17 protein-coding genes are annotated in these 23,679 nt (G+C 54.4%); 8 read left to right on the top strand and 9 right to left on the bottom strand.

The window, feature by feature from the left end; genetic code table 11:
• Positions 1–69: 69 nt before the first annotated feature.
• The 4 genes from EU557_RS12890 to topA all read right to left on the bottom strand — a co-directional run bounded on the left by EU557_RS12890 (position 70) and on the right by topA (position 4,948).
• Positions 70–615, bottom strand: a complete 546-nt coding sequence (locus EU557_RS12890; protein WP_135530852.1) for a metal-dependent hydrolase — start codon at positions 613–615, stop codon at positions 70–72.
• 34 nt (positions 616–649) lie between these two features.
• Positions 650–1,342: an SIR2 family NAD-dependent protein deacylase gene (locus EU557_RS12885; protein WP_135530851.1), complete on the bottom strand. Its 693-nt coding sequence runs from the start codon at positions 1,340–1,342 to the stop codon at positions 650–652.
• 120 nt (positions 1,343–1,462) lie between these two features.
• Positions 1,463–2,344 carry a DUF4846 domain-containing protein gene (locus tag EU557_RS12880; protein ID WP_135530850.1) on the bottom strand — a complete coding sequence of 294 codons (882 nt, stop codon included), beginning with the start codon at positions 2,342–2,344 and terminating at the stop codon, positions 1,463–1,465.
• A gap of 120 nt (positions 2,345–2,464) precedes the next feature.
• Complete coding sequence (gene topA / locus EU557_RS12875; RefSeq protein ID WP_135530849.1) at positions 2,465–4,948, bottom strand: type I DNA topoisomerase; 2,484 nt, start codon at positions 4,946–4,948, stop codon at positions 2,465–2,467.
• A 351-nt stretch (positions 4,949–5,299) separates the two neighbouring features.
• On the opposite strand from topA, the gene EU557_RS12870 reads away from it, so the two are divergent.
• The 8 genes from EU557_RS12870 (at position 5,300) to EU557_RS12835 (ending at position 15,832) form a co-directional block, all read left to right on the top strand.
• Complete coding sequence (locus tag EU557_RS12870; protein ID WP_245326255.1) at positions 5,300–9,658, top strand: methyl-accepting chemotaxis protein; 4,359 nt, start codon at positions 5,300–5,302, stop codon at positions 9,656–9,658.
• Between the two features lie 74 nt (positions 9,659–9,732).
• Positions 9,733–10,260, top strand: a complete 528-nt coding sequence (locus tag EU557_RS12865; protein WP_135530848.1) for a chemotaxis protein CheW — start codon at positions 9,733–9,735, stop codon at positions 10,258–10,260.
• 52 nt (positions 10,261–10,312) lie between these two features.
• Positions 10,313–10,696: a response regulator gene (locus EU557_RS12860; RefSeq protein WP_135530847.1), complete on the top strand. Its 384-nt coding sequence runs from the start codon at positions 10,313–10,315 to the stop codon at positions 10,694–10,696.
• A gap of 71 nt (positions 10,697–10,767) precedes the next feature.
• The gene (locus tag EU557_RS12855) at positions 10,768–11,847 is read left to right on the top strand and encodes a chemotaxis protein CheB (protein ID WP_135530846.1); all 1,080 of its coding nucleotides are present in this window, start codon (positions 10,768–10,770) and stop codon (positions 11,845–11,847) included.
• Positions 11,844–13,472: a chemotaxis protein CheA gene (locus tag EU557_RS12850; RefSeq protein WP_135530845.1), complete on the top strand. Its 1,629-nt coding sequence runs from the start codon at positions 11,844–11,846 to the stop codon at positions 13,470–13,472. Before EU557_RS12855 ends, EU557_RS12850 begins: the two co-directional genes overlap by 4 nt.
• Before the next feature lie 64 nt (positions 13,473–13,536).
• Entirely contained in the window at positions 13,537–14,172 is a 636-nt protein-coding gene (locus EU557_RS12845; RefSeq protein WP_245326254.1) for a chemotaxis protein CheC, read from the top strand.
• A 132-nt stretch (positions 14,173–14,304) separates the two neighbouring features.
• On the top strand, positions 14,305–15,399 hold the full coding sequence (locus tag EU557_RS12840; protein ID WP_135530844.1) for an agmatinase family protein: 1,095 nt from the start codon (positions 14,305–14,307) through the stop codon (positions 15,397–15,399).
• A 97-nt stretch (positions 15,400–15,496) separates the two neighbouring features.
• Entirely contained in the window at positions 15,497–15,832 is a 336-nt protein-coding gene (locus EU557_RS12835; protein WP_135530843.1) for a phage holin family protein, read from the top strand.
• Between the two features lie 69 nt (positions 15,833–15,901).
• Here EU557_RS12835 and EU557_RS12830 read toward each other — a convergent pair whose 3' ends face one another.
• The 5 genes from EU557_RS12830 to chrA form a co-directional block, all read right to left on the bottom strand.
• Entirely contained in the window at positions 15,902–16,825 is a 924-nt protein-coding gene (locus EU557_RS12830) for a DUF4349 domain-containing protein (protein ID WP_135530842.1), read from the bottom strand.
• 143 nt (positions 16,826–16,968) lie between these two features.
• On the bottom strand, positions 16,969–18,273 hold the full coding sequence (murA, locus tag EU557_RS12825) for a UDP-N-acetylglucosamine 1-carboxyvinyltransferase (RefSeq protein WP_135530841.1): 1,305 nt from the start codon (positions 18,271–18,273) through the stop codon (positions 16,969–16,971).
• Between the two features lie 104 nt (positions 18,274–18,377).
• Complete coding sequence (locus EU557_RS12820; protein WP_135530840.1) at positions 18,378–19,088, bottom strand: DUF4290 domain-containing protein; 711 nt, start codon at positions 19,086–19,088, stop codon at positions 18,378–18,380.
• A gap of 392 nt (positions 19,089–19,480) precedes the next feature.
• A complete protein-coding gene (locus tag EU557_RS12815; protein ID WP_135531033.1) occupies positions 19,481–21,727 on the bottom strand; it encodes an ATP-dependent helicase in 2,247 nt (748 codons plus the stop codon).
• A 475-nt stretch (positions 21,728–22,202) separates the two neighbouring features.
• The gene (gene chrA / locus EU557_RS12810; RefSeq protein WP_135530839.1) at positions 22,203–23,522 is read right to left on the bottom strand and encodes a chromate efflux transporter; all 1,320 of its coding nucleotides are present in this window, start codon (positions 23,520–23,522) and stop codon (positions 22,203–22,205) included.
• Positions 23,523–23,679: the final 157 nt, after the last annotated feature.

Below are 23,679 nucleotides of genomic sequence, written 5' to 3'. Positions count from 1 at the left end.
AGGCTCAACGATTTAATCAGGTTTTAATTTCTGCTGACTCAATAGAACGAAACCTGATTTTTAGAAAATTTAGCCTTTCTGCAGCCGCCCAGTCAGGCGTTGCAGTAGTAATATGGCGGCGCACGGCAGCGCCACCCACAGTACTTCGCTACGCAGAACCCGCGCCGCCCATTTGCCCACGAAATTCTTCACTCCAATGGGAGAAACAGCAATAGGGCGAAAACTCAGGAAATACCGCTCTGTATGGAAAGGACTGAAAAAAGCTACTCCTAGGCCACCCGTCGTCATGGCATCGAGCAAGCCATGTGAGGCCGTAGCTAAGAACAGCAGGAGCCACACCCGACCGGTAGGTGCCGCGTTATTTGGGCGGCTGCGCAGTGCTCCTAAGCCAGTAAGGCAAGTAGCTACTACTACGGCGGCCAACAGGGAGTGCGTTAATCCGCGGTGTCCCCATAGGCTGTCGTAGGCCACGTGAAATTTGAAGCCAACAACATCCACATCGGGCAGGAACGCGCAGGCCGCTGCTACCAGCCACCACCGCCACTGGCGCTGCTCTGGCAGCAAAAGCTTTCCTAAGGTTGCACCAACCAGCGTGTGTCCGAAAATAGAGGCCATGCCGCTAATATCGGCATTGTTAGATATAATGCCATTAAGCCTTGGCAAGTAACTCCTGGGCTATGCGGGGCACGCCAGTAGAGGCCGGCTCCTGTACAAAATGCAGATTAGGCCTGGGCGAAACCGGAGGCTGATGCGGGTCGATGATGTAAACGGGGCAAGTGGCGCGGGTATAGTGCACCAGCCCCGCCGCCGGGTACACCTGCAGCGAAGTCCCTACCACTAAGAACACATCAGCCGTAGCCGCTTCCTCAATTGCGCGTTCCATCAGTGGTACCTGCTCTCCAAACCAAACAATATTGGGCCGCAGCTGATGACCTTTCTCACACTTCTCACCAAGGTGCAGAAAATTGGAGGTCAGAGGATACACTAGGTCCTCGTGCTGAGTACTGCGCGACTCCATTAGCTTGCCGTGCAAGTGAATGACGTGGCGGCTGCCAGCTCGCTCATGGAGGTCGTCTACATTCTGAGTGACAATGACTACCTCGTAGGCCTGTTCCAGCTCAACCAGGGCGCGGTGGCCCGCATTAGGCTGGGCCTCACGAGCGGCTTTGCGGCGTTGGTTGTAGAAGTCAAGTACCAGCTCCGGGTTACGGGACCAGCCTTCGGGCGAAGCCACATCTTCTACGCGGTGCCCTTCCCAAAGCCCATCGGAACCCCGGAAGGTTGCTAGGCCACTCTCCGCACTAATGCCCGCGCCGGTGAGCACTACCAGTTTCTTTTTCATGAGTTTGCTGCTGGTGATTGCAGTAGAGACGAAGCACAGCCTGCTTGCGTTGCGAAATAGCTGTTTTCTAATGTTCCTAAGCAGTGCCTGCTATACTTCTTACTGGCCTAGGAGGGCTGCTTACTCAAACCGTTTTAGCTCATCCCGGCCGAACGTCCACTCGGGCGTGACCACTTGCTCCCGGTTGGCATCAAGTGTAAACCACGCCCCAGAAGTAGGCCGCTGGCCACTTTTCAGCACGTGCACCTGCTGAGCCGGCATGTAGCTCTGGCCCAGCAAGACTACGCGCTGCCCCGAGCTCTGGTGTACCGCCACATCTAGTACCAGCACCGCGTGCCCCGGCGAACCACCCCGAATGAGAACGTCGCCGGGCTGCACCTGGCCTAGCGGCACTGCCACCAACTCCCGGCTCAACGACAGCGTGCCCGCGTATGTGAAGATCTGATCCAAGTACCGTCGAAAAACCGGGTGAGTAGGGGCCTCTATGGGTTTAGTTGCCGGTAGCACATCCTCACCCACTACCCGAAAGGTGCGGCCTTGAAGCCAATCTTGAAATCGAACGTCGTTACCACTGGTGAGGTGGAAGTGCACTTGGTTAGGGTTCTGGCTGAATAGGTATTCTCCCCGGAGCCGAATTACGGCGTCGGCACACTGCTGCAAATCCCGCGTACCAGTATCCATGTTCAGCACGGCAGCGTGCACATCCTGCCGGCCCTTCAACTGCCCGTTATATAAATGCACTGGGGTACCTGCCGGCAGTAGAGGCAAGTATCGCAGCCACTCCCCAAAGCTACCGGCTGCCAGTTTAGTACGCTCATAACCCGCCGGAGCCGGAAAACGGGCTGCTAGGCTTTGCTGAGCATTGTACTTGCCCTGTGGCAACCACTGGTAGTGGCCTGTACCAAATGCAGGCGCTACAGCCGAGGGCGTATGCGCTGCAGTAGCAATGGCAAGTGCACACCCCACGCTTACTAGGCCTAGGAGTGAAGATAGATAGGTCATACTAGGAGGTCGCTATTAGAGCTTCAAAAACGATATAGCACATTCAATATTTTAGTAAGCACAAAAAGGCCCCAACCGCAATGGCTGGGGCCTTTTTTATGAGCATCTGCAGAAGGAAATTTACTTCGCTTTGGTAGCGGCTTTCTTGGTAGCAGTGCCAGTAGCTTTTTTAGCTGCTGGCTTCTTGGTAGCAGCTTTTTTGGCGGCTGGTGCCTTCTTAGCGGGCTTGTCAGCAGTTTCCTCCGCTATAGCAGTTGGGGCTTTCTTCGCACCGAAGCGGCCACCCTTAGCGGGCTTATCTGGGGTAGCAGCGGCTAGTTCCAGACAACGTTCTAGGGTAAGCTCTGTGGGCTCTTCGCCCTTCGGAATTTTTACGTTCTTCTTGCCCACCACAATGTACGGTCCGAAGCGGCCGTTGAGCACCTGAACCTCGGGGTTCTCCGCAAATTCCTTGATCAGGCGCTCGGCATCAGCTTTGCGCTTGGCTTCAATCAAGTCAACCGCTTCCTGCGCCGTAATGGTATGTGGGTCTTGCTCCTTGGTAAGCGAGTAAAACTTGCTGTCGTGACGGATGTACGGACCGAAGCGACCGAGCGCGGCCGTCATATCCTTGTCCTCAAACTGGCCTACAATGCGAGGCAGCTTAAACAAATCCAGCGCCTCTTCCAGAGTAATGTTCTCAATGAACTGACCCTTGCGTAGGCTGGCATATACAGCTTTCTCTTCAGAGCCTTCCAGCGGTTCAATCTGCACGTAAGGGCCAAACCGGCCTAACCGAGCCGTTATCTTCTGGCCAGTCTCGGGGTGAGTGCCGATAACGCGGGTGCTGCCCAGCGTGCTGCGCTCAATATCCTGGCCCCGCTCCACCGTTTCATGGAAAGTGCCGTAGAAGCCCGCCAGCATATCGGTCCACTGCTCGTGGCCGTTGGCAATCTGGTCAAACTCATCCTCTACTTTGGCCGTGAACTGGTAGTCCACAATTACGGGGAAGTGCTCTACCAAGAAGTCGTTTACCACCATGGCAGTATCCGTGGGGAACAGCTTGGCTTTGTCGGCTCCGTAGGTCTCGGTTTTAACTTCCGTCTTAACCGTGTCGCCTTCCAGCGTCAGGACGTTGAATTTGCGCTCCTTGCCTTCGCGGGAGTCTTTCTCCACGTAGCCACGCTTCTGAATGGTGCTGATAGTAGGAGCGTAAGTAGATGGGCGGCCGATGCCCATTTCTTCCATCTTCTTTACCAACGAGGCCTCCGTGTAGCGTGCCGCCGGTGAAGCAAAGCGCTCCGTCGCCCGCAACTGCTGCAACGGCAGCGCCTGGCCTACCGATAGCGGTGGCAACCCCCGGGAGAACGTAGACTCCGTTGGCGTTTCGTCCTGCACTTCTTCGTCTTTTGACTCCGAGTAAGCCTTCAGAAAGCCTTCAAACGTGATAACCTCACCCGTAGCTGTGAGCATGGTGCCGGGCTGGGTGCTGATGCTGATGGAGGCTACTGTACGCTCAATAACTGCATCGGCCATTTGCGAAGCCATAGCCCGCTTCCGAATGAGGTCGTAGAGGCGCTGCTCCTGCGAGTCAGCGCCCGCTTTTACCAACGAAAAGTCAGTAGGCCGGATGGCTTCGTGAGCTTCCTGAGCCGAGGCAGACTTCGTCTTGAATTGGCGCGTTTGGGCATATTCTGCGCCATAAGCCCGACTGATTTCATCTTTAGCGGCGGCTAGTGCATCCTGCGAGAGGTTCACCGAGTCCGTCCGCATATAGCTGATTTTACCGGCTTCGTAGAGCTTCTGTGCTACGCTCATGGTCTGCGCTACCGAGAAACCCAACTTTCGCGAGGCCTCTTGCTGCAGGGTGGAGGTAGTAAAAGGCGGTGCCGGGCTGCGTTTGCCGGGCTTCTTCTCTAAGTTCTCAATTGAGTAGGTAGCCCCCACGCAACGCTCCAAGAAGGCTTGCGCCTCTTCATTTGTCTTGAAACGGGTGGGCAATTCTGCCTCTAGCACTGCGCCACGGCCAGCATCAAACTTAGCTACTACGCGGTAGGCCGAGGATGTCTTAAACTGGTTGATTTCCCGCTCACGCTCCACCACTAACCGTACCGCCACCGATTGTACTCGTCCGGCCGAAAGTCCAGCCTTCACCTTTTTCCACAATACCGGCGAGAGTTCAAAGCCAACCAAGCGGTCTAGCACCCGGCGAGCCTGTTGCGCATTCACTAGGTCCAGGTTTATCTCCCGGGGCGTGTCAATGGCGTGTAGAATAGCATTCTTGGTGATTTCCCGAAACACAATCCGACGGGTCTTGTCGTTGCTCAGGTTGAGCGTTTCCGACAGGTGCCACGAAATAGCTTCACCCTCCCGGTCATCGTCACTGGCTAGCCAAACCATTTCAGCCTCCTTCGCCAGCTTCTTCAGCTGGCTGATTACCTCCCGCTTATCTGCTGAAACGACATACGTAGGCTTGAATCCATTGGCAATATCAATGGCATTATTGTCCTTCGGTAAGTCGCGGACGTGACCGAAACTGGATTTGACAACGAAGTCCTTGCCTAGATAACCTTCAATGGTTTTGGCCTTGGCGGGGGACTCTACTATGACTAAATTTTTGACCATACAAGGGGGCAAGTGACTGCTAAGGCTAAAGCTGTATAGAGAAGAAAACGGCAGCCACGGCGTAAAGTTGAATTTTGCCGCAAAGATGCTGGAATAATCCGGTGCACCGCTGCCGTTGTAGCAAATTGATCTACCCAGGTATACTATAAGGAGTAAAAGGGGGAGTTGGTTCAACCACTAATTGAACGCAATTTGTTAAGTATCCGCGACTTAGTGTTTTTGTGGAAGTTTTTTGCTGTTTAGGCGGCTGAAAAGCTGCATTTGCTACCTTTGTAAGTCTTGGAACTCGTCCACCCGTAGTTCCGTTTGTGCACCGCCTCATCTCAGAGGTTTCGCCACTACTCCTCGTTTATGGCCTCAGCTAAGATGCCCAAGAACACCCGTCCGGAAGCCGATGCCCCGGAGACACTAGATACGTTGGCTTCTGCGCCAACTACAAACGGCTCCCAGCCGCCTTCACGCTTGTCTGATAACTCCACGCGCAAACGTGGTAGTAGCCCTCAATTGAATTCAGCGGCTGATTCTGACTACGTGAATGAGCAGCTCAACCGTGTGCTGTACGCGCTTGACGCTTTTAAAAAGGGCGACGTATCGGTGCGGCTCACCAAGCAGAACGACGACATCTTCGCGGAAATAGCCGAGGCCTACAACTCAATGGTTGAGATGATTGGGGGCGTAGGAGGAGAAGTATCGCGCATTTCAAAAGTGGCAGGGGTAGAGGGTAACCTCAAGGCTCGTGCCTCGGCTGACAATGCCGCCGGCTTCTGGCGCGACATGATCAACAACATCAACGGCTTGGTGGATAGCATTGCCGTTCCGGTACTGGAAGTAGGCAAAGTGTTGAAGAACATCAGCAAGGGCAACCTGGATGAAACCTTCCAGATTCCCGTGTCCGGCGACTTCAAAGTGATGGCCGAAACCATCAACAAAACGATTGACAACCTGAACCTATTTGCTGGCGAAGTAACCCGTGTAGCGCAGGAAGTAGGTACGGAAGGAAAGCTGGGTGGACAGGCCTCCGTACCGAACGTCGGCGGTATCTGGAAAGAATTGACGGACAACGTAAACTACATGGCCTCGAATCTGACCCTGCAGATGCGAGACATTGCCAATGTGGCCATTGCCGTAGCGAAGGGCGACCTGACGCAAAAGATTACGGTGGACGTGAAGGGTGAGCTGCTGCAGCTGAAGCAGAACCTGAACCAGATGGTGGACTCGCTCAACCTGTTTGCCGGCGAAGTAACCCGCGTGGCGCAGGAAGTAGGTACCGAGGGTAAACTGGGCGGCCAGGCCGTAGTACCAAATGTGGGTGGGGTGTGGAAACAACTCACCGACAACGTAAATACGATGGCCTCCAACCTAACCTTACAGGTGCGAGACATTGCCAATGTGGCTACGGCCGTAGCGAAGGGCGACCTAACGCAGAAGATTACGGTGGATCTGAAAGGTGAGCTGCTGCAGCTGAAACAGAACCTGAACCAGATGGTGGACTCGCTCAACCTGTTTGCCGGCGAGGTAACGCGAGTAGCCCAGGAAGTAGGTACCGAAGGTAAACTAGGCGGCCAAGCGGTGGTACCGAACGTGGCCGGTGTATGGAAGGAACTCACCGACAACGTAAACTACATGGCCTCGAATCTGACCCTGCAGATGCGAGACATTGCCAATGTGGCTACGGCCGTAGCGAAGGGCGACCTGACGCAAAAGATTACGGTGGACGTAAAGGGTGAGCTGCTGCAGCTGAAGCAGAACCTGAACCAGATGGTGGACTCGCTCAACCTGTTTGCCGGCGAAGTAACCCGCGTAGCTCTCGAAGTAGGTACGGAAGGAAAGTTGGGCGGCCAGGCCTCCGTACCAAACGTGGCTGGCGTGTGGAAAGAGCTGACGGATAATGTAAACTACATGGCCTCGAACCTGACCTTGCAGGTGCGAGACATTGCCAATGTAGCTACCGCCGTAGCCCGCGGCGACTTGAGCCAGAAGATGACGGTAGACGTGAAGGGTGAAATCCTGGAGCTGAAGAACATCCTGAATCAGATGGTGGACTCGCTCAACATCTTCGGTGACGAAGTAACCCGCGTAGCCCGCGAGGTAGGTACCGAGGGTAAACTAGGTGGCCAGGCCAATGTGCCCCGCGTAGGTGGAACTTGGAAGGAGCTGACGGACAACGTAAATACAATGGCCTCCAACCTGACGCTGCAGGTGCGAGATATTGCCAACGTGGCTACCGCCGTAGCGAAGGGCGACCTGACGCAGAAGATGACAGTGGATGTAAAAGGCGAGATTCTCGACCTGAAGAACATCCTGAATCAGATGGTGGACTCGCTCAATATCTTCGCTGGCGAAGTAACCCGCGTAGCCCGCGAGGTAGGCACCGAAGGTATTCTGGGTGGTCAGGCCAATGTGCCGAGCGTATCAGGTACCTGGAAAGACCTGACGGACAATGTAAACACAATGGCCTCGAACTTGACTTCTCAGGTACGAGACATTGCCAACGTAGCTACCGCTGTAGCTCGCGGCGACTTGAGCCAGAAGGTAACGGTAAACGTACGCGGTGAGCTGTTGCAGTTGAAGGAAAACCTCAACCAGATGGTGGACTCGCTAAACACGTTTGGTGATGAAGTAACTCGGGTAGCTCGCGAAGTAGGTACCGAAGGCCGCCTTGGTGGACAGGCCGTAGTACCGAACGTGCGCGGCACTTGGAAAGACCTGACCGACAATGTAAACACTATGGCCGCCTCGCTAACCTCTCAGGTGCGAGACATTGCCAACGTGACCACCGCCGTAGCTCGCGGTGACCTAAGCCAGAAGGTATCCGTTGATGTTAAAGGCGAACTGCTCGACCTAAAGGACAACATCAACCGGATGGTGGACTCACTCAACATCTTCGCTGGTGAGGTAACCCGCGTGGCGCAAGAGGTAGGTACGGAAGGCCGCCTCGGTGGTCAGGCCAATGTGCCAAACGTATCGGGGGTATGGAAAGACCTGACCGACAACGTAAACACGATGGCGGCCAACCTCACCACGCAGGTGCGTGGCCTAGTGAAAGTAGTAACGGCTGTATCGCAGGGTGACTTGACCCAGAAGCTTACACTGGACGCGAAAGGCGAAGTAGCCGATCTGGCCGAGACCATCAACCGAATGGTGGATGACCTGAACCGTCTGGCCGTGGAGGTTAGCCGTGTGGCAAAAGTAGCCGGTGTAGAAGGTAAGCTGACCGAACGGGCGACCGTAAGTGACGTGAGCGGTTCCTGGAAAGAGCTGGTAGATACGCTGAACGCCCTGATCGAGTCGATTGCCTCGCCAGTACTGGAAGTGAGCCGCGTGGTACGGGCCATTTCGGAAGGTGACCTCACGCAGCAGGTTGAGATCCAGACGGCTGGTGATATTTTGGCCATGTCGAATGCCTTGAACCTAGCCGTAGACAACCTCAACGAACTGCTCGGCGAAATCAATGAGTCGTCGCAGATTGTGGGAGAATCTTCGGAGGAAATGGTGGTGAAAGGGCAGGAGATGAGCCGCGTTACAGTTGATGTAGCCTTGGCTATGCAGCAAATGGCTGAAGGTGCTCAAAACCAAGCTCTCAAGACCGACCAAGCCTTTAAGCTGATTGAAGAAATCATGCAGGCCACTAAGGAAACGGCAGGCAAGGCTGATGTGGGTATCAAAGCAGCTATTCTGGGTGAGCAAACCTCACAGCTGGGTCTGAAGACGGTAGCGGAAGTGGTGAAAAACATGGAGGAAATCAGCAGCGCAGCTGCCCAAACCTCTAAGACCATTGAAGTACTGAGCACGCGTTCTGGGGAAATCAGCAAGTCGCTGGGTGTTATCACCGACATTGCTGCGCAAACCAACCTGCTGGCCCTGAACGCAGCCATCGAAGCAGCCCGCGCCGGTGAAGCTGGTCGTGGTTTCGCGGTAGTAGCCGAGGAAATCCGGAAGCTAGCTGAAGGCTCCCGCAAATCGGCTAACGAAATTGCCACGCTCGTTGAGGACGTTCGAAAGGATACTACCTCCGCTGCAACCGCTATTTCGACGATGGAAGGCCGGGTACTCAAAGGCAAGAACGCTACCTTCGAAGCTAGCTCAGCCTTTAAGAACATTGCCACCAGCAGCGGTGAAACCCTGCGCACCTCTCGCGACATTTTGACGGCCACGGAGATTCAGAAGACCTCTATTGGCGACGTAGTAAAGTATGTGGAGGAAGTAGTAGCTATTGCCGAGCAAACCGCAACGGGTACGCAGCAAGTAGCCGGTACGGCCAAGCAGCTTTCTACTTCCATGCAGGAGCTCACCACCAGCAGCCAGAATCTAACGGATATTGCCGACGACCTGCAGCTAGGCCTATCGGCCTTCCAGCTGATGGAGGATTTAGAGCCCGAGCCCGAGCCGGAGCCCATTCGGCGGATGACGCGCCGTGGCGCGGCAGTAACGCCAGCCGCTCCAGTGGTTCCGGCCACTACGCGGCAGTTGCGCCGCACCGCCACTACTGTGGTACCGGCTCCCGAGCCAGAACCTAAATCAGCGGTTCGTAGAGCCACTTCTCGCCGTAAGGCTACCACAACCCCTGCACCCGACACAGCGGCCGCTGCTCAGGAAGCCAAGCCTAACCGGAAGCCCTCACGCCGAGCTGAAAAGCCTGCCGCCGTGGAGAATGGAGCAGCAACTCCCTCTGCAGAGAAGCCACGGAAGTCCAAAAGCAAAGCCAAATAAACTGTTCAACTAGTGATTGACGGCGCCGGGTGCTACTATAATATAGTGCTCGGTACTGCTCACTCGTTTTAGGTATGCCCGAGACCGAAAAAAACGCCAAGCAAGAAGCGGTTATCCAGCTTATCGTCTTCCGATTAGGAGATGAAGAGTATGGTATTCGTATTGAGCAAGTGAAGGAGGTGACCATCACCCCGGAAATTGCTCGCATGCCCAAGACACCTTCCTTCGTGAAGGGTATTGCCAACCTGCGGGGTGATATTATCACGATTATTGATTTGGAAGAGCGGTTTCAGCTACGCCCTGCTGGGGAGGAGCTAGTAGCTACCACCTACACGTTAGCTATAGAGGCTAAAGATTACACCATTGGCATAATGGTGCGCGAGGTGCCTCAACCACTTTCTATTCCGGTGTCCATCATCGAAAAAGCTCCGGAATTCATTCAGGATATTAATATCCAGGATAAATACATCGAAGGAATTGCCAAGATCAATGGGCGTATCGTGATAGTCTTGGATATGCTAAAGCTGCTCACCCCAGCTGAAATCATGCAGTTACAGCCAAAAGGAGAATCTTCCGCTGCGGCATCGCGTACAAAGGCCTAGTTTAAGCCATTGTTCAGCTTCCTTCTCCTTCTTTTGATAGACTTCTTCTCTTATGAAAAACCGCATTCTCATCGTCGACGATTCTTTTTACATGCGCACGATGCTCAAGAATATGCTTACCGACGCCGGCTATGAGGTGGTGGGAGAGGCGGCTAACGGGCAACAGGCCCTGGAGCTAGCCACCCAAACAAAGCCCGACCTGATTACCCTCGACGTAATTCTGCCCGACAATACTGGCCTAGATGTGCTGAAAGGCATTCGTCAGGAGCAGCCTGATGTGAAAGTAGTAATGTGCTCGGCCGTAGGCCAGGAGGTAATTGTAAACGAGGCGCTGGAAAGCGGCGCAACAGCTTACATCGTGAAGCCTTTTTCTGAGGAGAAGGTGCTGGAGATTGTTGGAAGCGCATTGCAGGATTCGGAATCAGCCCAATCATAACTCAGGTTACTTCCGTTTGGCGTTGTTCTCGCAAGAGGTAAGCGCCCATTTTATCTGCCCTTTTTCTCTCCGTGCTTAACTTATCTTCCACTCTCACCTTATTGCTCGGGAACCTGCCCACCTTTGTGGCTGCAGAGCTCACCCGGTTGCTGCATACCGACCCTACAGTACGGGTGGTAGGCACAGCTGTGGGGAGTGATGACTTGGCACGTCAGGCGCGTCGGCTGCAGCCTGGGTTGGTGATTGTAGGGGAAAGCCAGCTACTGGGTCTGGAACAGCTCCGACACCACTATAGTGGTCCAGTGCTGCTTTATACCACGCAGCCGCCCTTACCAGGTATGCTGCGGGAGGTTGCGCGTTTAGGTGTTTATGACTACTTGTCTGCCGCGCCTATGCACGATGGACAACGGCTGGCAGAATGGGGACGACAGGCAAAACGGAAGGTACAGGCAGCCCGGCCTAGGCCTGCAGTAGCCACACCGCTGGCCGATGTTGCCCGTCGTACAGCGGCTCCATTGCCTCCACGCGGGGTAGTAGTTATTGGAGGGTCCACGGGCGGAGCCCAAGCCGTAGAAGAAGTACTTCGCGCGCTTCCTGTTGACTTTTCATGGGCGGTTCTGGTAGCAGTGCATTTACCAGCTTCCTTCACCGATACGCTCGTTGAACGGTTGCGTCGGGCTTCTGTACTGCCCGTAACAGCTGCTTCAGAGGCCGTAACATTGGAAGCAGGCAAAGTACTTGTGGCGCCTGGTGGTTTCAACTGCATAATAAAATCCATTGGCAACTCTCCTTGGTTAGGTTGGCAAGTAGGGTTTATAAACGAAACGAGCCTGGAGATTCCTTCCGTTGACCTGCTTATGCAATCAGCAGCCCGCGTAGTTGGGCGCAATGTTGTAGGGGTAGTATTAACTGGCCTAGGAAACGATGGTACTGCCGGTGCTCGAGCCATCCGGGAGCAAGGAGGCGTAGTGGTAGCACAAGACGAAGCTTCATCTGCCGTGTTTGGTATGCCTAAGTCGGTGATTCGGGCGGGGCAAGCTAATGCTGTGCTTCCCTTGGCTAGTATTGCTGACTTCGTACTGCGCCATGTGTTGCCGCGCTCAGGAGCCCGGCTCGGCTTTATTTCTGCTACTCAACCCCTTTCAAGATGAAATCGAGGGAGCAGGAGTACCGCGAAATATTTATGGCTGAGGCGCTCGAATACTACGACGCCATGAGCCGCCACATCAGCGAGCTGGAACGTAACCCCGCTGATGAGCCTGCCCTGAATGAGCTGTTTCGGCTCATGCACAACCTCAAATCGAATGCCCGGGCAATGGGCTATACCCAGATTGGGGAAGCTGCCCACCACATGGAAACCATTTTTGGTCTGATCCGCAGCAAGGATATGACCTTTACGGGGCCCGTGGTGACGGTGCTGTTTGACGGGATAGATACCATCGGCGAAATGATTCGGGCGGTGGGAGCTGACCAAGAGGCTTCTGATATTTCATTCCTGCTTGAGAATCTCGACCGTCTGGTGAGAGGAGAATCTCCCATACTGGAGGATACTCAGGAGGAAGAAGAAGCCAACCGTAAGCTCGAACTATCAGATCTGGTATACATTCAGATCAAAAAGCTTGACCACCTGCTCAACTTGGTAGGTGAGCTAATCATTGACCGTGACCGAGTGCTGACCCTGAGTCAGGAAATTGGTAACCCAGCCCTTATGGCAGCTGCGGCCCATTTCTCGCGCATTGCCGATGATCTGCAGTATAGCGTTATGGATGCCCGCCTTGTAGGCGTTGGTTCATTGTTCAACAAATTCCCCCGGGTGGTGCGTGACGTAGCCGCCGCTGAGGAGAAAGATGTGGAACTGACCATTGTAGGGGAGGACATTCAGATAGACCGCAACATCCTGCAGATCATTACCGATTCCTTGCTCCACTTGGTGCGAAATGCCATTGGGCATGGCCTAGAAACTCCTGCTGAGCGTATTGCGGCTGGTAAAACAGGGCAGGCTCACCTAACTCTATCAGCCCAAACTGAGCGCGACGATGTTCTGATTCAGGTGATAGATGATGGCCGTGGCATTGACGTCGAGAGTGTGCGTCGTAAGGCTGTTGAGCGAGGCCTGGTAGCTGCTGAAACGGCTGCCACGCTCGACCCTGATGCGGTTCGCTCCTTCTTGTTTGAGCCAGGTTTCTCCATGGCCAAGCAAGTCACCGAGATTTCGGGCAGAGGGGTTGGGCTTGATGTGGTAAAGCTCGCTATTGATTCTCTGGGCGGGCAGCTCCGCGTAGACTCCGTTATGGGCCAGGGTACTACATTTACCCTGGTACTGCCCACCTCTATTGCCGTAAAAGGTGCGCTGTTGTTTGTGCTGGATGAGCGTAACTACGCCATTCCGCTCATGCACACCGATTCGGTAGTGTCGTTGATGCCCGATGATTTTCACGTGGTGGGCGGCATGCTGCTAGCACGCGTGCAAGACGAGAATTTGCCGGTGGTGCCCCTGCGCCGCCTGCTCCATAACGGTGATGGCCCTCTGGCACCAGCTAGCAAAGCAGAGCTGAATGGCCGCCAGGATATCATTATTGTAAATTACAGCAACCGCAAGCTGGGCCTTATCGTTGATCGTTTCCTGCGCCAGCAGGATATCGTGATCAAGCCCATGAGCAAACCGCTGGATACCATTGATTTGTTTGGCGGCGTTACGCTGCTGGGCAGCGGGCAAGTGTGTCTGGTACTAGATGTACCTGCGCTTACCCGCTTGTTCTTAGCTCGCCGACCTTAACTACCCTAATGCAGACCTCCGGTTATTAGCCTAGGCCAGTAACCCCACCAATTGAATAACTCCTATGGATTTGCACATGACGGAACTGGAGCGGGACATTATCCGCGAAATCCTGAACATCGGGTTGGCTCGTGCCGCCGATTCGTTCGCGGTTATTGCCCAGGAAAAGGTGCTGCTTGAGGTTCCCAACCTGAATATTGTCTCGGGCCGTAGCATCTTAGAAAAGGTGCGCGAACTCCAGGAGCAGCATGTGATTATCCAGTCTGATATCCGCGGAGAATTCAATGGGACTACGCTCATGTTTTTCTCAGGTCAGCACGTGCAGCGTTTGTCGCGCGTGTGCTTACGTATGAACACTTCTGACTCAACTCAGATTGATGAGATGCAGGAGTCGCTGCTGCTAGAAATCAGCAACATCATCACGGGGGCATTGGTAACTCAGCTGGCTAACATCTTGAAGGCCAATATCTACGGTGCTCCTCCCGTGAACCCCCGCGATGACATGGCTAAGGCTTTGCAGAGCTTGATGCTTGACCGGCCCATGGTGCAGCCTCTGATTTTCAGTGTTATCACGCAGTTTTCAGATAAAGCCAACTCCGTGGAGCTCCCTCTGATGATCTTCTTTGATCGGGATACTTTCGAGAAGATCCTCGAAATCATCCGCACCTACGACTTTATGGGCGGACAGCAGCCCAGCTAATGCCTTTTACAGGCCGCTAGGCCTCTCCGTACGACCGTGGCCTCCGGTGTTAAGGCAGAGCTAATTGTGCTCTGGCTTAGCAATGCGGAGGCCACGGCATTTGTTACTTTCTCTTCATTTTCTCTCTTTCCTATGACTGATTCAGCAAAATCTTCTCTGGAACAGAAGCTTGCCAACTTCGATCCTAATGCCCTGGGTGACTCCGCGGGGGGCATCTACGGCCTGCCCTTTACGCCTGAAGAAGCCCAAGTAGTAGTGGTGCCCGTACCGTGGGAAGTTACCGTATCGTACCGCGCTGGTACTGCTGAAGGACCCGCTGCCATTCGTGAGGCTTCACTGCAGGTTGACCTCTACGACCCAGACCTGCCCGATGCTTGGCGCATGGGCTTGGCCATGGAAGAGCCCGATGAGCAGATTGCGGCGCAAAGCCTAGAACTGCGACCTACTGCCGAAGAGTATATTGGTTGGCTGGAAGATGGTGAGCCGGAGGAAACCCACGCTACATTCTCAGAAGTACCGGCTCGCATTGGTGTGCAGGGAAAAGCGTTGCTGGAATGGCTAAAGGCTAAGACCGGTGCCCTACTTGATGCCGGTAAAGGCGTAGTAGTGCTTGGTGGTGACCATAGCACCCCCCTGGGCTACATGCACGCCCTAGCAGAGCGGCACGAGGAGTTCGGCATCCTGCAGATTGATGCGCACTGCGACCTGCGCCCCGCGTATGAAGGCTTCGAGTACTCGCACGCCTCCATCATGTACAACGCCCTGAAGTTACCTCAGGTGAAGAAACTGGTGCAAGTAGGTATTCGCGACTACTGCCAGCAGGAAGCTGAGTTTATTGAGCAGAGCAATGGCCGCGTAGCCCTGTTTGCCGACCGTTTTCTGCAGGCCGAAATGCTAGGCGGCAAATCCTGGAAGAAGGAGTGTAAGAAGATTATTGCCCAGCTTCCTTCTAAAGTGTACGTAAGCTTTGATATTGACGGCCTTGACCCTAAACTATGCCCCGGCACGGGTACACCCGTACCAGGTGGCCTAGAGTTCGAGCAGGCGCTCTATCTGCTGCGTATGGTAGTACGCTCGGGTCGTACTATTATAGGGTGCGACTTGAACGAGGTGGCGCCCGGCGACACAGAGTGGAACGCTATTGTGGGGGCCCGCTTGCTCTACCATATGGCTAACTGGATGGGGGTTTCACAAGGTCGCCTGAAGGCTCGACCCACGGAGAAATAAGGAGGAGCCAACGCAGGCCGCGCTTTTGCGTATCGGAGTATAGGCTTATTCTTATAAGCTTAGTAACTCTCTCCTCACTCCAACCCTACACCTAATCATGGGATTTATTCTCAAGTTTCTGCTCTCAGCCATTATCACGTATGTGTTGGCCAAATTTCTGCCCGGCTCGCATATCGACGGCTTTACTGATGCTATCATTCTGGTAATTGTACTGGCTATTCTGAACGCAGTGGTTAAGCCTATACTTAAAATCATTGGCTTCCCAATTACTATTCTGACTCTAGGCCTGTTCTTATTGGTTATCAATGCCTTGATCGTCATGATGGCCAGTTACCTATTGTCAGGTTTCGAAGTCGATGGTTTTGTATCAGCTTTAATATTTAGCGTTGTGCTTTCGCTGGTTACTGCCGTGGTTGATTTAATTGTTGACTAAGTAGAAAGAAGCCTAAAACTAAAAAGCCCCACCAGTTGCAACTGGTGGGGCTTTTTTGATAGTTGTGGCCTAGGCTTCGGTTTCTAGCTGCGCCCGGCGGCGTTGGCGCCAAGTCCGGACGGCAACAAAGCCTAGTGCCCCTAGCAACAGTAGCGGCCAAGCTGTTACAAGGGCGAGCACTAGGCCAGTTAACAATTCCCAGCCACTGTAAAACGCCTGAGTAAATCGACTCGCAAACGAGAGAACAGGTGCCTCGGGCCGGTTAAGTGGTAGCGTCTGGAAATACGTGAGTGTGATGGTAGAGTAGCCGATTTGGTCGTTGAGGGTTTTGAGCCGGCTTTCCGTAGATTCTATTTCCTCCCGTACTTCCCCAATCTTTTCTTCAATGGCCAGTATATCGGCAATCTTCTTGGCCTGTGAGAGGAGCGCTACATAGCGTTGTTCAACGGCCCGTTTGGTCCGGAGCCGCGCCGATACATCGGCATGCTCAGAGGTCACATCATCGGTGCTAAGCGTTTTTGATTGCAGAGTGCCCAAGCCATTGAGGCTGTTCAGCAACTTCTGAAACTGGCCAGGCAGCACCCGTATCTTCATCTGATGCTCCCATTGCCCTTCCTGCCGCTCCTCAGAGGCATCGGAGATGTAAGCACCGTAAGCGTGGGTGAGGCTGTCCATCCGGGCATTGGTTTTCACCAGGTCTTCCACTTTCACCCGCACGTCGGCGTGATAGATGATTTTGCGGGCTGAGGCAGGGGCAGCAGTAGGAACTGAGCCATTGGCCGGTGGGCCCGGTTGGGGATCCTCTGGAGCTGGCGGAGCTTCGGGTGGAGGCGGTGCAGCAGCTACGTCGTGTTGCTTTAGCTCAAGCGCCGGAGCTTCCATCAGGACGTTTTCCTTGAGTATCTTATCTTCTATAATTGTGCTTTCCTGCTTACCACAAGCGCTCAGCAACAATACACTAATAGCAAGTATGTTACATAAGGCAGTCCTCATAGGTGTAAGTATATAAAGGTGAAATGCTAACTCGCTATTTCTATATATCAATTCAACGGCAAGTATTGCTGTATTCGTATACTGATAAATAAAAGCCTGCCCTCAGAAGAGAGCAGGCTTTTATTTCCCTAAGAGGCTTACGCTTAGAGGCGGCGGATTTGCGCACCCAGCGCCGTTAGGCGCTTATCGATGTACTGGTAGCCACGGTCAATCTGCTCTACGTTTTCGATTACGCTACGACCCTCTGCGGAAAGAGCTGCAATCAGCAGGGCTACACCCGCCCGGATATCGGGGGAGGTCATCGTGATGCCGTGGAGGCGGTTGCGCTGGTCGAGGCCGATAACGGTGGCGCGGTGTGGGTCGCAAAGGATGATTTGCGCGCCCATGTCGATGAGCTTATCCACGAAGAACAGGCGGGACTCGAACATCTTCTGGTGAATAAGCACCGTGCCTTTGGCTTGGGTAGCTACTACCAGAATCACGCTCAACAGGTCAGGGGTGAGGCCCGGCCACGTGTGGTCGGAAATGGTCAGGATGCTGCCGTCGAGGTAGGTAGAAATCTCGTAGTGGTCTTGAGCGGGTACATAGATGTCGTCGCCGCGGAACTCCAACTGAATGCCTAGCTTCCGGAAGGTGTCCGGGATGAGGCCTAGCTCCTGAATCTGGCAGTCTTTGATCGTAATTTCGGAGCCCGTCATGGCCGCTAGGCCAATGAAGGAGCCAATCTCAATCATGTCGGGCAGCATACGATGGTCGGTGCCTCCTAGACGTTCCACACCTTCGATGGTCAGTAGGTTAGAGCCAATGCCGTTGATTTTGGCGCCCATGCGTACCAGCATTTTGCAAAGCTGTTGTAGGTAGGGCTCACAAGCGGCATTGTAGATAGTGGTGATGCCCTCAGCCAGCACCGCGCCCATTACAATGTTAGCAGTACCCGTTACGGAAGCCTCGTCCAGCAGCATGTAGGCGCCGTGCAGGCGACCCTCAGCGCTAATCCGGTAGAAGTCGTTGCCTTCTAAAGTGAGCTTACCCCCTAGTTTCTCTAGGCCTACGAAGTGGGTATCCAGGGGACGACGACCAATTTTGTCGCCACCGGGCTTAGGAAGTTGGCACTTGCCGAAGCGGGCCAACATGGGCCCCAAAATCATTACCGAGCCACGCAGCGCGCGACCTTGAGCCACAAATTCAGGGGTGTCGAGATAGTCCAGGTTTACGGCATCGGCCTGAAAGCGGTAAGTGTCTGATGCCAGCTTGCCTACTTTCACACCCATATCGCGCAGTAGCTCAATAAGCTTGTTGACGTCGCGGATATCGGGGATGTTGCTGATGGTGACGGGCTCATCGGTGAGCAGCACGGCACATAAAATCTGGAGCGCTTCGTTTTTGGCGCCCTGGGGCACGATTTCGCCTTTCAGCGCTTTACCGCCAATTACTTCAAAAGAGGCCATGTAGGAGAGAAGTTAGGGGCTAGCAGGTAGCAATGAGAACCTAGAAAACGTATGGTTGCGTATGCTCTGGCTCTCTGCTACCGCTTGGCTCCTGCAAAGAAAAATTACTGCGGGGGTTGTTGTGGTTCTTGACGGCCTTTCTTGCCACCGCGGCGCTGCTTGTCGCGCCGGTTATTGTTGCCAACGGAGCTACCGCGCCGATTCTCGCGCTCTTGGCGCGGCTGAGGTACAATGAATGGCGCCGGGCGGCCTCCGGGGGAGGTAGTAAACTCAAATAGGTTTTGCGCATCTACCTGCGCGGGGTCAAGGCTAAGCTTGCCCGCTGAAAGCTCCTTGAGGTGCTTCAGGATGGTGACATCCTTCGCGTTTTCCTTGTTATGTGAGCGGTACAGAAACTTCATGGTGCGCCCAATCACAATAGTGGCTTGCTCGCGCTCCGCGGGGTCCTCAATGGCAACGGCTTGCTCAATGAGTTGCTCTACGGCGCGGCCGTATGCCCGCAGCTTAGGGCCTTTGCTGGGGTAGGCCACCCGACCCGGTTTGGTCTGGTTGGCGGGGGCAGCCAGCGGGAAGGGGCTGTCTACATCCAGCTCGCCGTCGGCCATTTCAAAAAGGTGGTTCCACACTTTCTGCTGGCCATCGGGCTGGTCGCGGAGGCTGGGCTGCAGCCGGAAGATAAGTTGCACGATCTGCTGAGCCCGGCGTGTGCGCTCGGCCCGGTCCTCGATGTCGCGGAGCTGCTGGACGAGCTGAAAGGTGCTCTGGCCGTACTCGCGCTGGAGGAGTTCGTGCTTATGAAGAGAAGGAAGAGTCATAAAGAAACAGAAGGCAGAAGTATCCTGCCGGACAAATATACGCCAATCCGCACCCGTAGGCCTATATGCGCGTAAGTGCAGCCAGGGCTAGCAGAGGAGGGAGGGAATTGTGGAGGTGAAGTTGAATAATTTTTAAGACTTATGAGGCCTTTATTCCTGATCTGCCAATGTAGAGGGACTAAAATGACGCCCTAGTCTCCATCATACATACGTTAGCAGCCTGAGAACTTGCTAAACTCTCTCGGCACAACCAGCTAGTTGTGCAGTAAGACGCAGGTACGCCAAATTTGTTTAGGGAGCCAGTTGGGAGCAATCTAAGCAAGGCGAGGAACATGGGAGTGGCCTAGCACCTACCCATATTCCTCGCCCTACTCAGATAAGCTTGAAAGCGGTTATACAATTCGCAGCTTAGCGAAGCTCAAGAGCAAGGTTTTCTCACCCACTTCCTCAAACTGAATGATGGCCTTAACGGAGCCATTCTGGTTTTCTAGCTTGGTCACTTGACCGAACCCAAACTTTGGATGCTCCACGCGCTGCCCATGCTGCAGGTTAGAGGTATCGGACGGCTGAAAGTCGGAGGGAGCTACGTATCTAGTGGCAACCGTTTTGCGCGGCGCAGGCGGCACGAGGTTGCTGCGGCGCTCTAGCACGTGGCCGAAAGGCGAATCCATGGCTCCGCCGGCGGGGCTGGCAGAAAACTTGAAATCGACGTATTGCGGGTCAATCTCGTCCAGGAAGCGGCTCTTCTCGCAGCTGCGGAGGTTGCCCCACTGGTAGCGTGAAGTAGCATAGCTGAGTGTCAGCTTCTTCTCGGCCCGCGTGATAGCCACGTAAAACAGGCGGCGCTCTTCTTCCAGGTCGGCGCGCGAGGTAATCATCATCTGCGAGGGGAAGAGGTTTTCTTCCATTCCCACGATGTAGACATTGCGAAACTCCAGGCCTTTGGCCGAGTGTATCGTCATCAGCGTTACCTGCTCGCCTTCGCTCTGCGCGTCTTTGGTGTCCGCATCAGTTACAAGGGCAATGTCCTGCAGAAAGGCGCTCAAGGATTTGTCTTCGCGCTCAGGATCTTCGGTGTAGGCTTTCACCCCGTTCAGAAGTTCCTGAATGTTCTCGTAGCGCGAGAGGCCCTCAATGCTCTTGTCGGCATAAAGCTCCTCAATCATGCCCGAGTTTTTGGCAATGAATTTGGCTGCCTCAAATGCGTCTTCCTTGGCGGCCACGGCGGTATAGGCCTTGATCTTCTCCGCGAAGTCAACAATGGGGTTGGCTGTGCGAGCTGGCAAAAACTTGTCGGCGTTGCTAACAACCTCCCAAATCGTGTGGTTCGACTCCTCGGCGGCGCTGATAAGTTTGGCCAGCGTAGTATCGCCGATGCCGCGCTTGGGGTAGTTAATCACGCGGCGCAGAGCCTGCTCATCGTTGGGGTTCACGGTAAGCCGCAGGTAGGCCACTAGGTCCTTGATTTCCTTACGCTGGTAAAAGCTCAGGCCGCCCACAATCTTATACTTGATATTGAGCTTGCGGAGAGATTCTTCCATGGCCCGGCTCTGGGCATTGGTGCGGTACAGAATGGCAAAGTCATCGTAGGAGAGATGATGGTTCATCTTGTCCTCGTAGATGCTCTGGGCCACTAGCTTACCCTCCTCGTTATCGGAAGCAGCCTTTAGTACTTCAATCAGCGGGCCGTCTTCGTTATCCGAGAAAACGTCTTTGCGCAGCTGGGCCTGGTTGTTCTTGATAACCGAGTTGGCCGCCCACACGATGTTCTTGGTGGAGCGGTAATTTTGCTCCAACTTAAATACCTGCAGCTCAGGATAGTCCTTCTCGAAGTTCAGGATATTCTGAATATCAGCGCCCCGGAAGGCGTAAATGCTCTGCGCATCGTCGCCTACCACGCAAATGTTCCGCTCCTTGGCCGCCAGCTTCCGCGCAATCAGGTATTGCGAGTAGTTGGTATCCTGATACTCGTCGACCATTACATACTTAAAGATGTTCTGGTACTTGTTCAGTACATCGGGGTGGTCTTTGAATAAGACGTTGGTCTGGTAGAGCAGGTCGTCGAAGTCCATGGCGCCGGCCTTGAAGCAGCGCTGCTGATACTGTTGGTAGAGCACGCCAATCTTAGGGCGAAGTGCGGCCTCATCGTCCTGCTTAATTACAGGGTCGTTGAGGTACTGCTGCACCGAGATGAGCTTGTTTTTGGCCGCCGAAATCCGGCCTAGCACTAAGCCGGGCTTGTAGAGCTTATCATCCAACTCCAGCTCCTTCACGATCTGCGTGATAAGCGTTTTGGAGTCCTGGGTATCATAAATAGTAAATGAGCGGGGGAAGCCTATTTTATCGGCTTCGGAGCGTAGAATGCGGGCAAAGATGCTGTGGAAGGTACCCATCCACAGATTCTTGGCGTTCGGGCCTACTACCTTCTCAATACGGGCACGCATTTCCTTGGCCGCCTTATTGGTAAAGGTGAGAGCCAGGATATTATACGGATCTACCCCTTTTTCGAGCAGGTTGGCAATTCGGTAGGTGAGTACCCGCGTTTTGCCGGAGCCGGCACCGGCTATAATCATGCAGGGGCCGTCAATTTGCATCACGGCGGCGGCCTGCGAGGGGTTCAGTAGAGAAAGATAATCCAGTCCCATTCGTCAGTTAATCGGAAACTAAGCTTTTTGGCTTGTTAGCAAAGGTAGGGCTTTGGGAGGGGAAAGCCGAAGCTCTACCAGGTAGAAGTGAACTCCAGCCACTTACTAACTTTAGGAAAACCAACAGGCTGGCGCTTTATCAGCATGACTTACCAGTGGCTCCCTAGAAATAACCCCATTCTGCGCGGATTCGTTGCCGTGCTAGCCTATTACATAATAGGTTTTGGAGTAGCCGTAGGCTTGGCACACTTCATGCCTGTTGGCGACGCGTGCAACATAGGGGTGCCTTTAGTGGTAGCGGAGTTGGTAACAGCACTAGGTATGGGATGGGGAATATTTGGGTGCCTTGCTCTGCTTACGAGTGAGCGGAGTCCATTTCTTTTGGGGAACTGCCTTGCTCACCTGCTGCTACTTGGCACAGTAGGAGTGCTTATTACTCTATAAGCCTAGGTTTATTCGGTTGAGTGGCCTAGAGTAACCAAGAATACGCTAACCCCGCCAGCGCGCTCACGCCAATCCAGAGAATCAGGTTGACCTTGCCCCAACGCAGTGCCAGAATCGAAAGGGTTACCCATACTAAACAAAACCAATCGGGCGCAGTGCGTATTCCCTGAGGCCATACTACGGCTTGACCCAGGTAGATGCCCAAGTTAAGGATGACGCCCACCACTGCACCCGTTACCACGCTCAGTGCCGCTTTTACACGAGCGTCCTGGCGGGTACGTTCTACCAGCGGAGCGCCCACAAAGATGAAGAAGAAGCTGGGCAAAAAAGTGTAGAACGTGGTGAGCAGCAGCCCCGCCGCACCCCAGCCCACAGAGTGGCCGCCGTGCTGCCAGGCACCCATAAACCCTACAAACGTAAGCACCATAATTAGCGGGCCAGGAGTCGTTTCTCCCAAGGCCAGCCCATCCACCATTTGCAGGCGAGTTAGCCAGTGGAATTGCTCTACAGCAACCTGCGCCACGTAGGGCAGCACGGCGTAGGCCCCACCAAACGTGACCAAGGCGGCCGTGCTGAAAAAGCGCGTCAGCTGCCACCAGAAGGCCCAGTCGCCCGTAAAAAGCCCTGCCGCTACCACGGGAATCACCCACAGGCCTAGCGCCACTATCAAGGCCTTGCCGATATACATAGGCCAGTGGCGGCCACCAGCTGAAGCCTTCGCAGGAGTGACACCAGGTGAATCAGACGTCGGCAGGCCCAACCCAATAGGGCGCCAGCGCTGCACTACCAATCCCAGCAGCAGTGCTCCAAATACCACCACCGGAAAAGGTAGGTGGCCTAGAAATAATGCCAGAAAGCTCAGGCCCGCTACTGCAACGTGCAAGGGCGTCTTGAGTGCTTTTTCCCCAATCTTTAGCAAGGCCCCGAGCACGATGGCTACTACGGCTGGCTTCAGGCCGTAGAGCAGTCCGGCTATTGCCGGAACGGTGCCGTACGCTACATAAGCCCAGCTCAGCCCCAGCAGCATGCATACTGAGGGCAGCACAAACAAGCTGCCTGCCACTAGGCCACCCCGCACCCCGTGCAGCAGCCAACCAATGTACGTGGCCAACTGTTGGGCCTCGGGCCCGGGTAGCAACATGCAATAGTTTAGGGCGTGCAGAAACCGATCTTCCTCCAGCCAGCGCCGCCGCTCCACCACGTACTCGTGCATGATGGCTATTTGGCCGGCCGGACCGCCGAAGCTGATGAAACCGAGCTTGAGCCAGAAGCGAAACGCCTCACGGAAGGAAACAGGCGCCGCCGCAGGAGCATCGGCTGAAGCAACAGGTAAAGCTGATTCCATAGGGTATGAGAGGAGTGAAGGTGCTAGGCACCTGCTACAGGTGGCCTAGAACAATCATTCCGAGTCAAGCGAGGAACCTGGCACTCATAAGAAGCTAACCCAGGTTCCTCGCTTGGCTCGGAATGATAGTTTTGGTGGCCTAGTTTTCTCTAGACTG

Origin of the sequence: Hymenobacter wooponensis (assembly GCF_004745865.1) — a bacterium.
Classification (GTDB): domain Bacteria; phylum Bacteroidota; class Bacteroidia; order Cytophagales; family Hymenobacteraceae; genus Hymenobacter; species Hymenobacter wooponensis.
Note: the sequence above shows the minus strand (reverse complement) of the source record. Positions and strands in the feature narration are given on the sequence as shown.

Excerpts from the sequence above, each read along its gene's own strand:
- EU557_RS12890 (WP_135530852.1), bottom strand. The coding sequence starts at position 615 with ATGGCCTCTATTTTCGGACACACGCTGGTTGGTGCAACCTTAGGAAAG.
- EU557_RS12885 (WP_135530851.1), bottom strand. The coding sequence starts at position 1,342 with ATGAAAAAGAAACTGGTAGTGCTCACCGGCGCGGGCATTAGTGCGGAG.
- EU557_RS12880 (WP_135530850.1), bottom strand. The coding sequence starts at position 2,344 with ATGACCTATCTATCTTCACTCCTAGGCCTAGTAAGCGTGGGGTGTGCA.
- topA (WP_135530849.1), bottom strand. The coding sequence starts at position 4,948 with ATGGTCAAAAATTTAGTCATAGTAGAGTCCCCCGCCAAGGCCAAAACC.
- EU557_RS12870 (WP_245326255.1), top strand. The coding sequence starts at position 5,300 with ATGGCCTCAGCTAAGATGCCCAAGAACACCCGTCCGGAAGCCGATGCC.
- EU557_RS12865 (WP_135530848.1), top strand. The coding sequence starts at position 9,733 with ATGCCCGAGACCGAAAAAAACGCCAAGCAAGAAGCGGTTATCCAGCTT.
- EU557_RS12860 (WP_135530847.1), top strand. The coding sequence starts at position 10,313 with ATGAAAAACCGCATTCTCATCGTCGACGATTCTTTTTACATGCGCACG.
- EU557_RS12850 (WP_135530845.1), top strand. The coding sequence starts at position 11,844 with ATGAAATCGAGGGAGCAGGAGTACCGCGAAATATTTATGGCTGAGGCG.
- EU557_RS12845 (WP_245326254.1), top strand. The coding sequence starts at position 13,537 with ATGGATTTGCACATGACGGAACTGGAGCGGGACATTATCCGCGAAATC.
- EU557_RS12840 (WP_135530844.1), top strand. The coding sequence starts at position 14,305 with ATGACTGATTCAGCAAAATCTTCTCTGGAACAGAAGCTTGCCAACTTC.
- EU557_RS12835 (WP_135530843.1), top strand. The coding sequence starts at position 15,497 with ATGGGATTTATTCTCAAGTTTCTGCTCTCAGCCATTATCACGTATGTG.
- EU557_RS12830 (WP_135530842.1), bottom strand. The coding sequence starts at position 16,825 with ATGAGGACTGCCTTATGTAACATACTTGCTATTAGTGTATTGTTGCTG.
- murA (WP_135530841.1), bottom strand. The coding sequence starts at position 18,273 with ATGGCCTCTTTTGAAGTAATTGGCGGTAAAGCGCTGAAAGGCGAAATC.
- EU557_RS12820 (WP_135530840.1), bottom strand. The coding sequence starts at position 19,088 with ATGACTCTTCCTTCTCTTCATAAGCACGAACTCCTCCAGCGCGAGTAC.
- chrA (WP_135530839.1), bottom strand. The coding sequence starts at position 23,522 with ATGGAATCAGCTTTACCTGTTGCTTCAGCCGATGCTCCTGCGGCGGCG.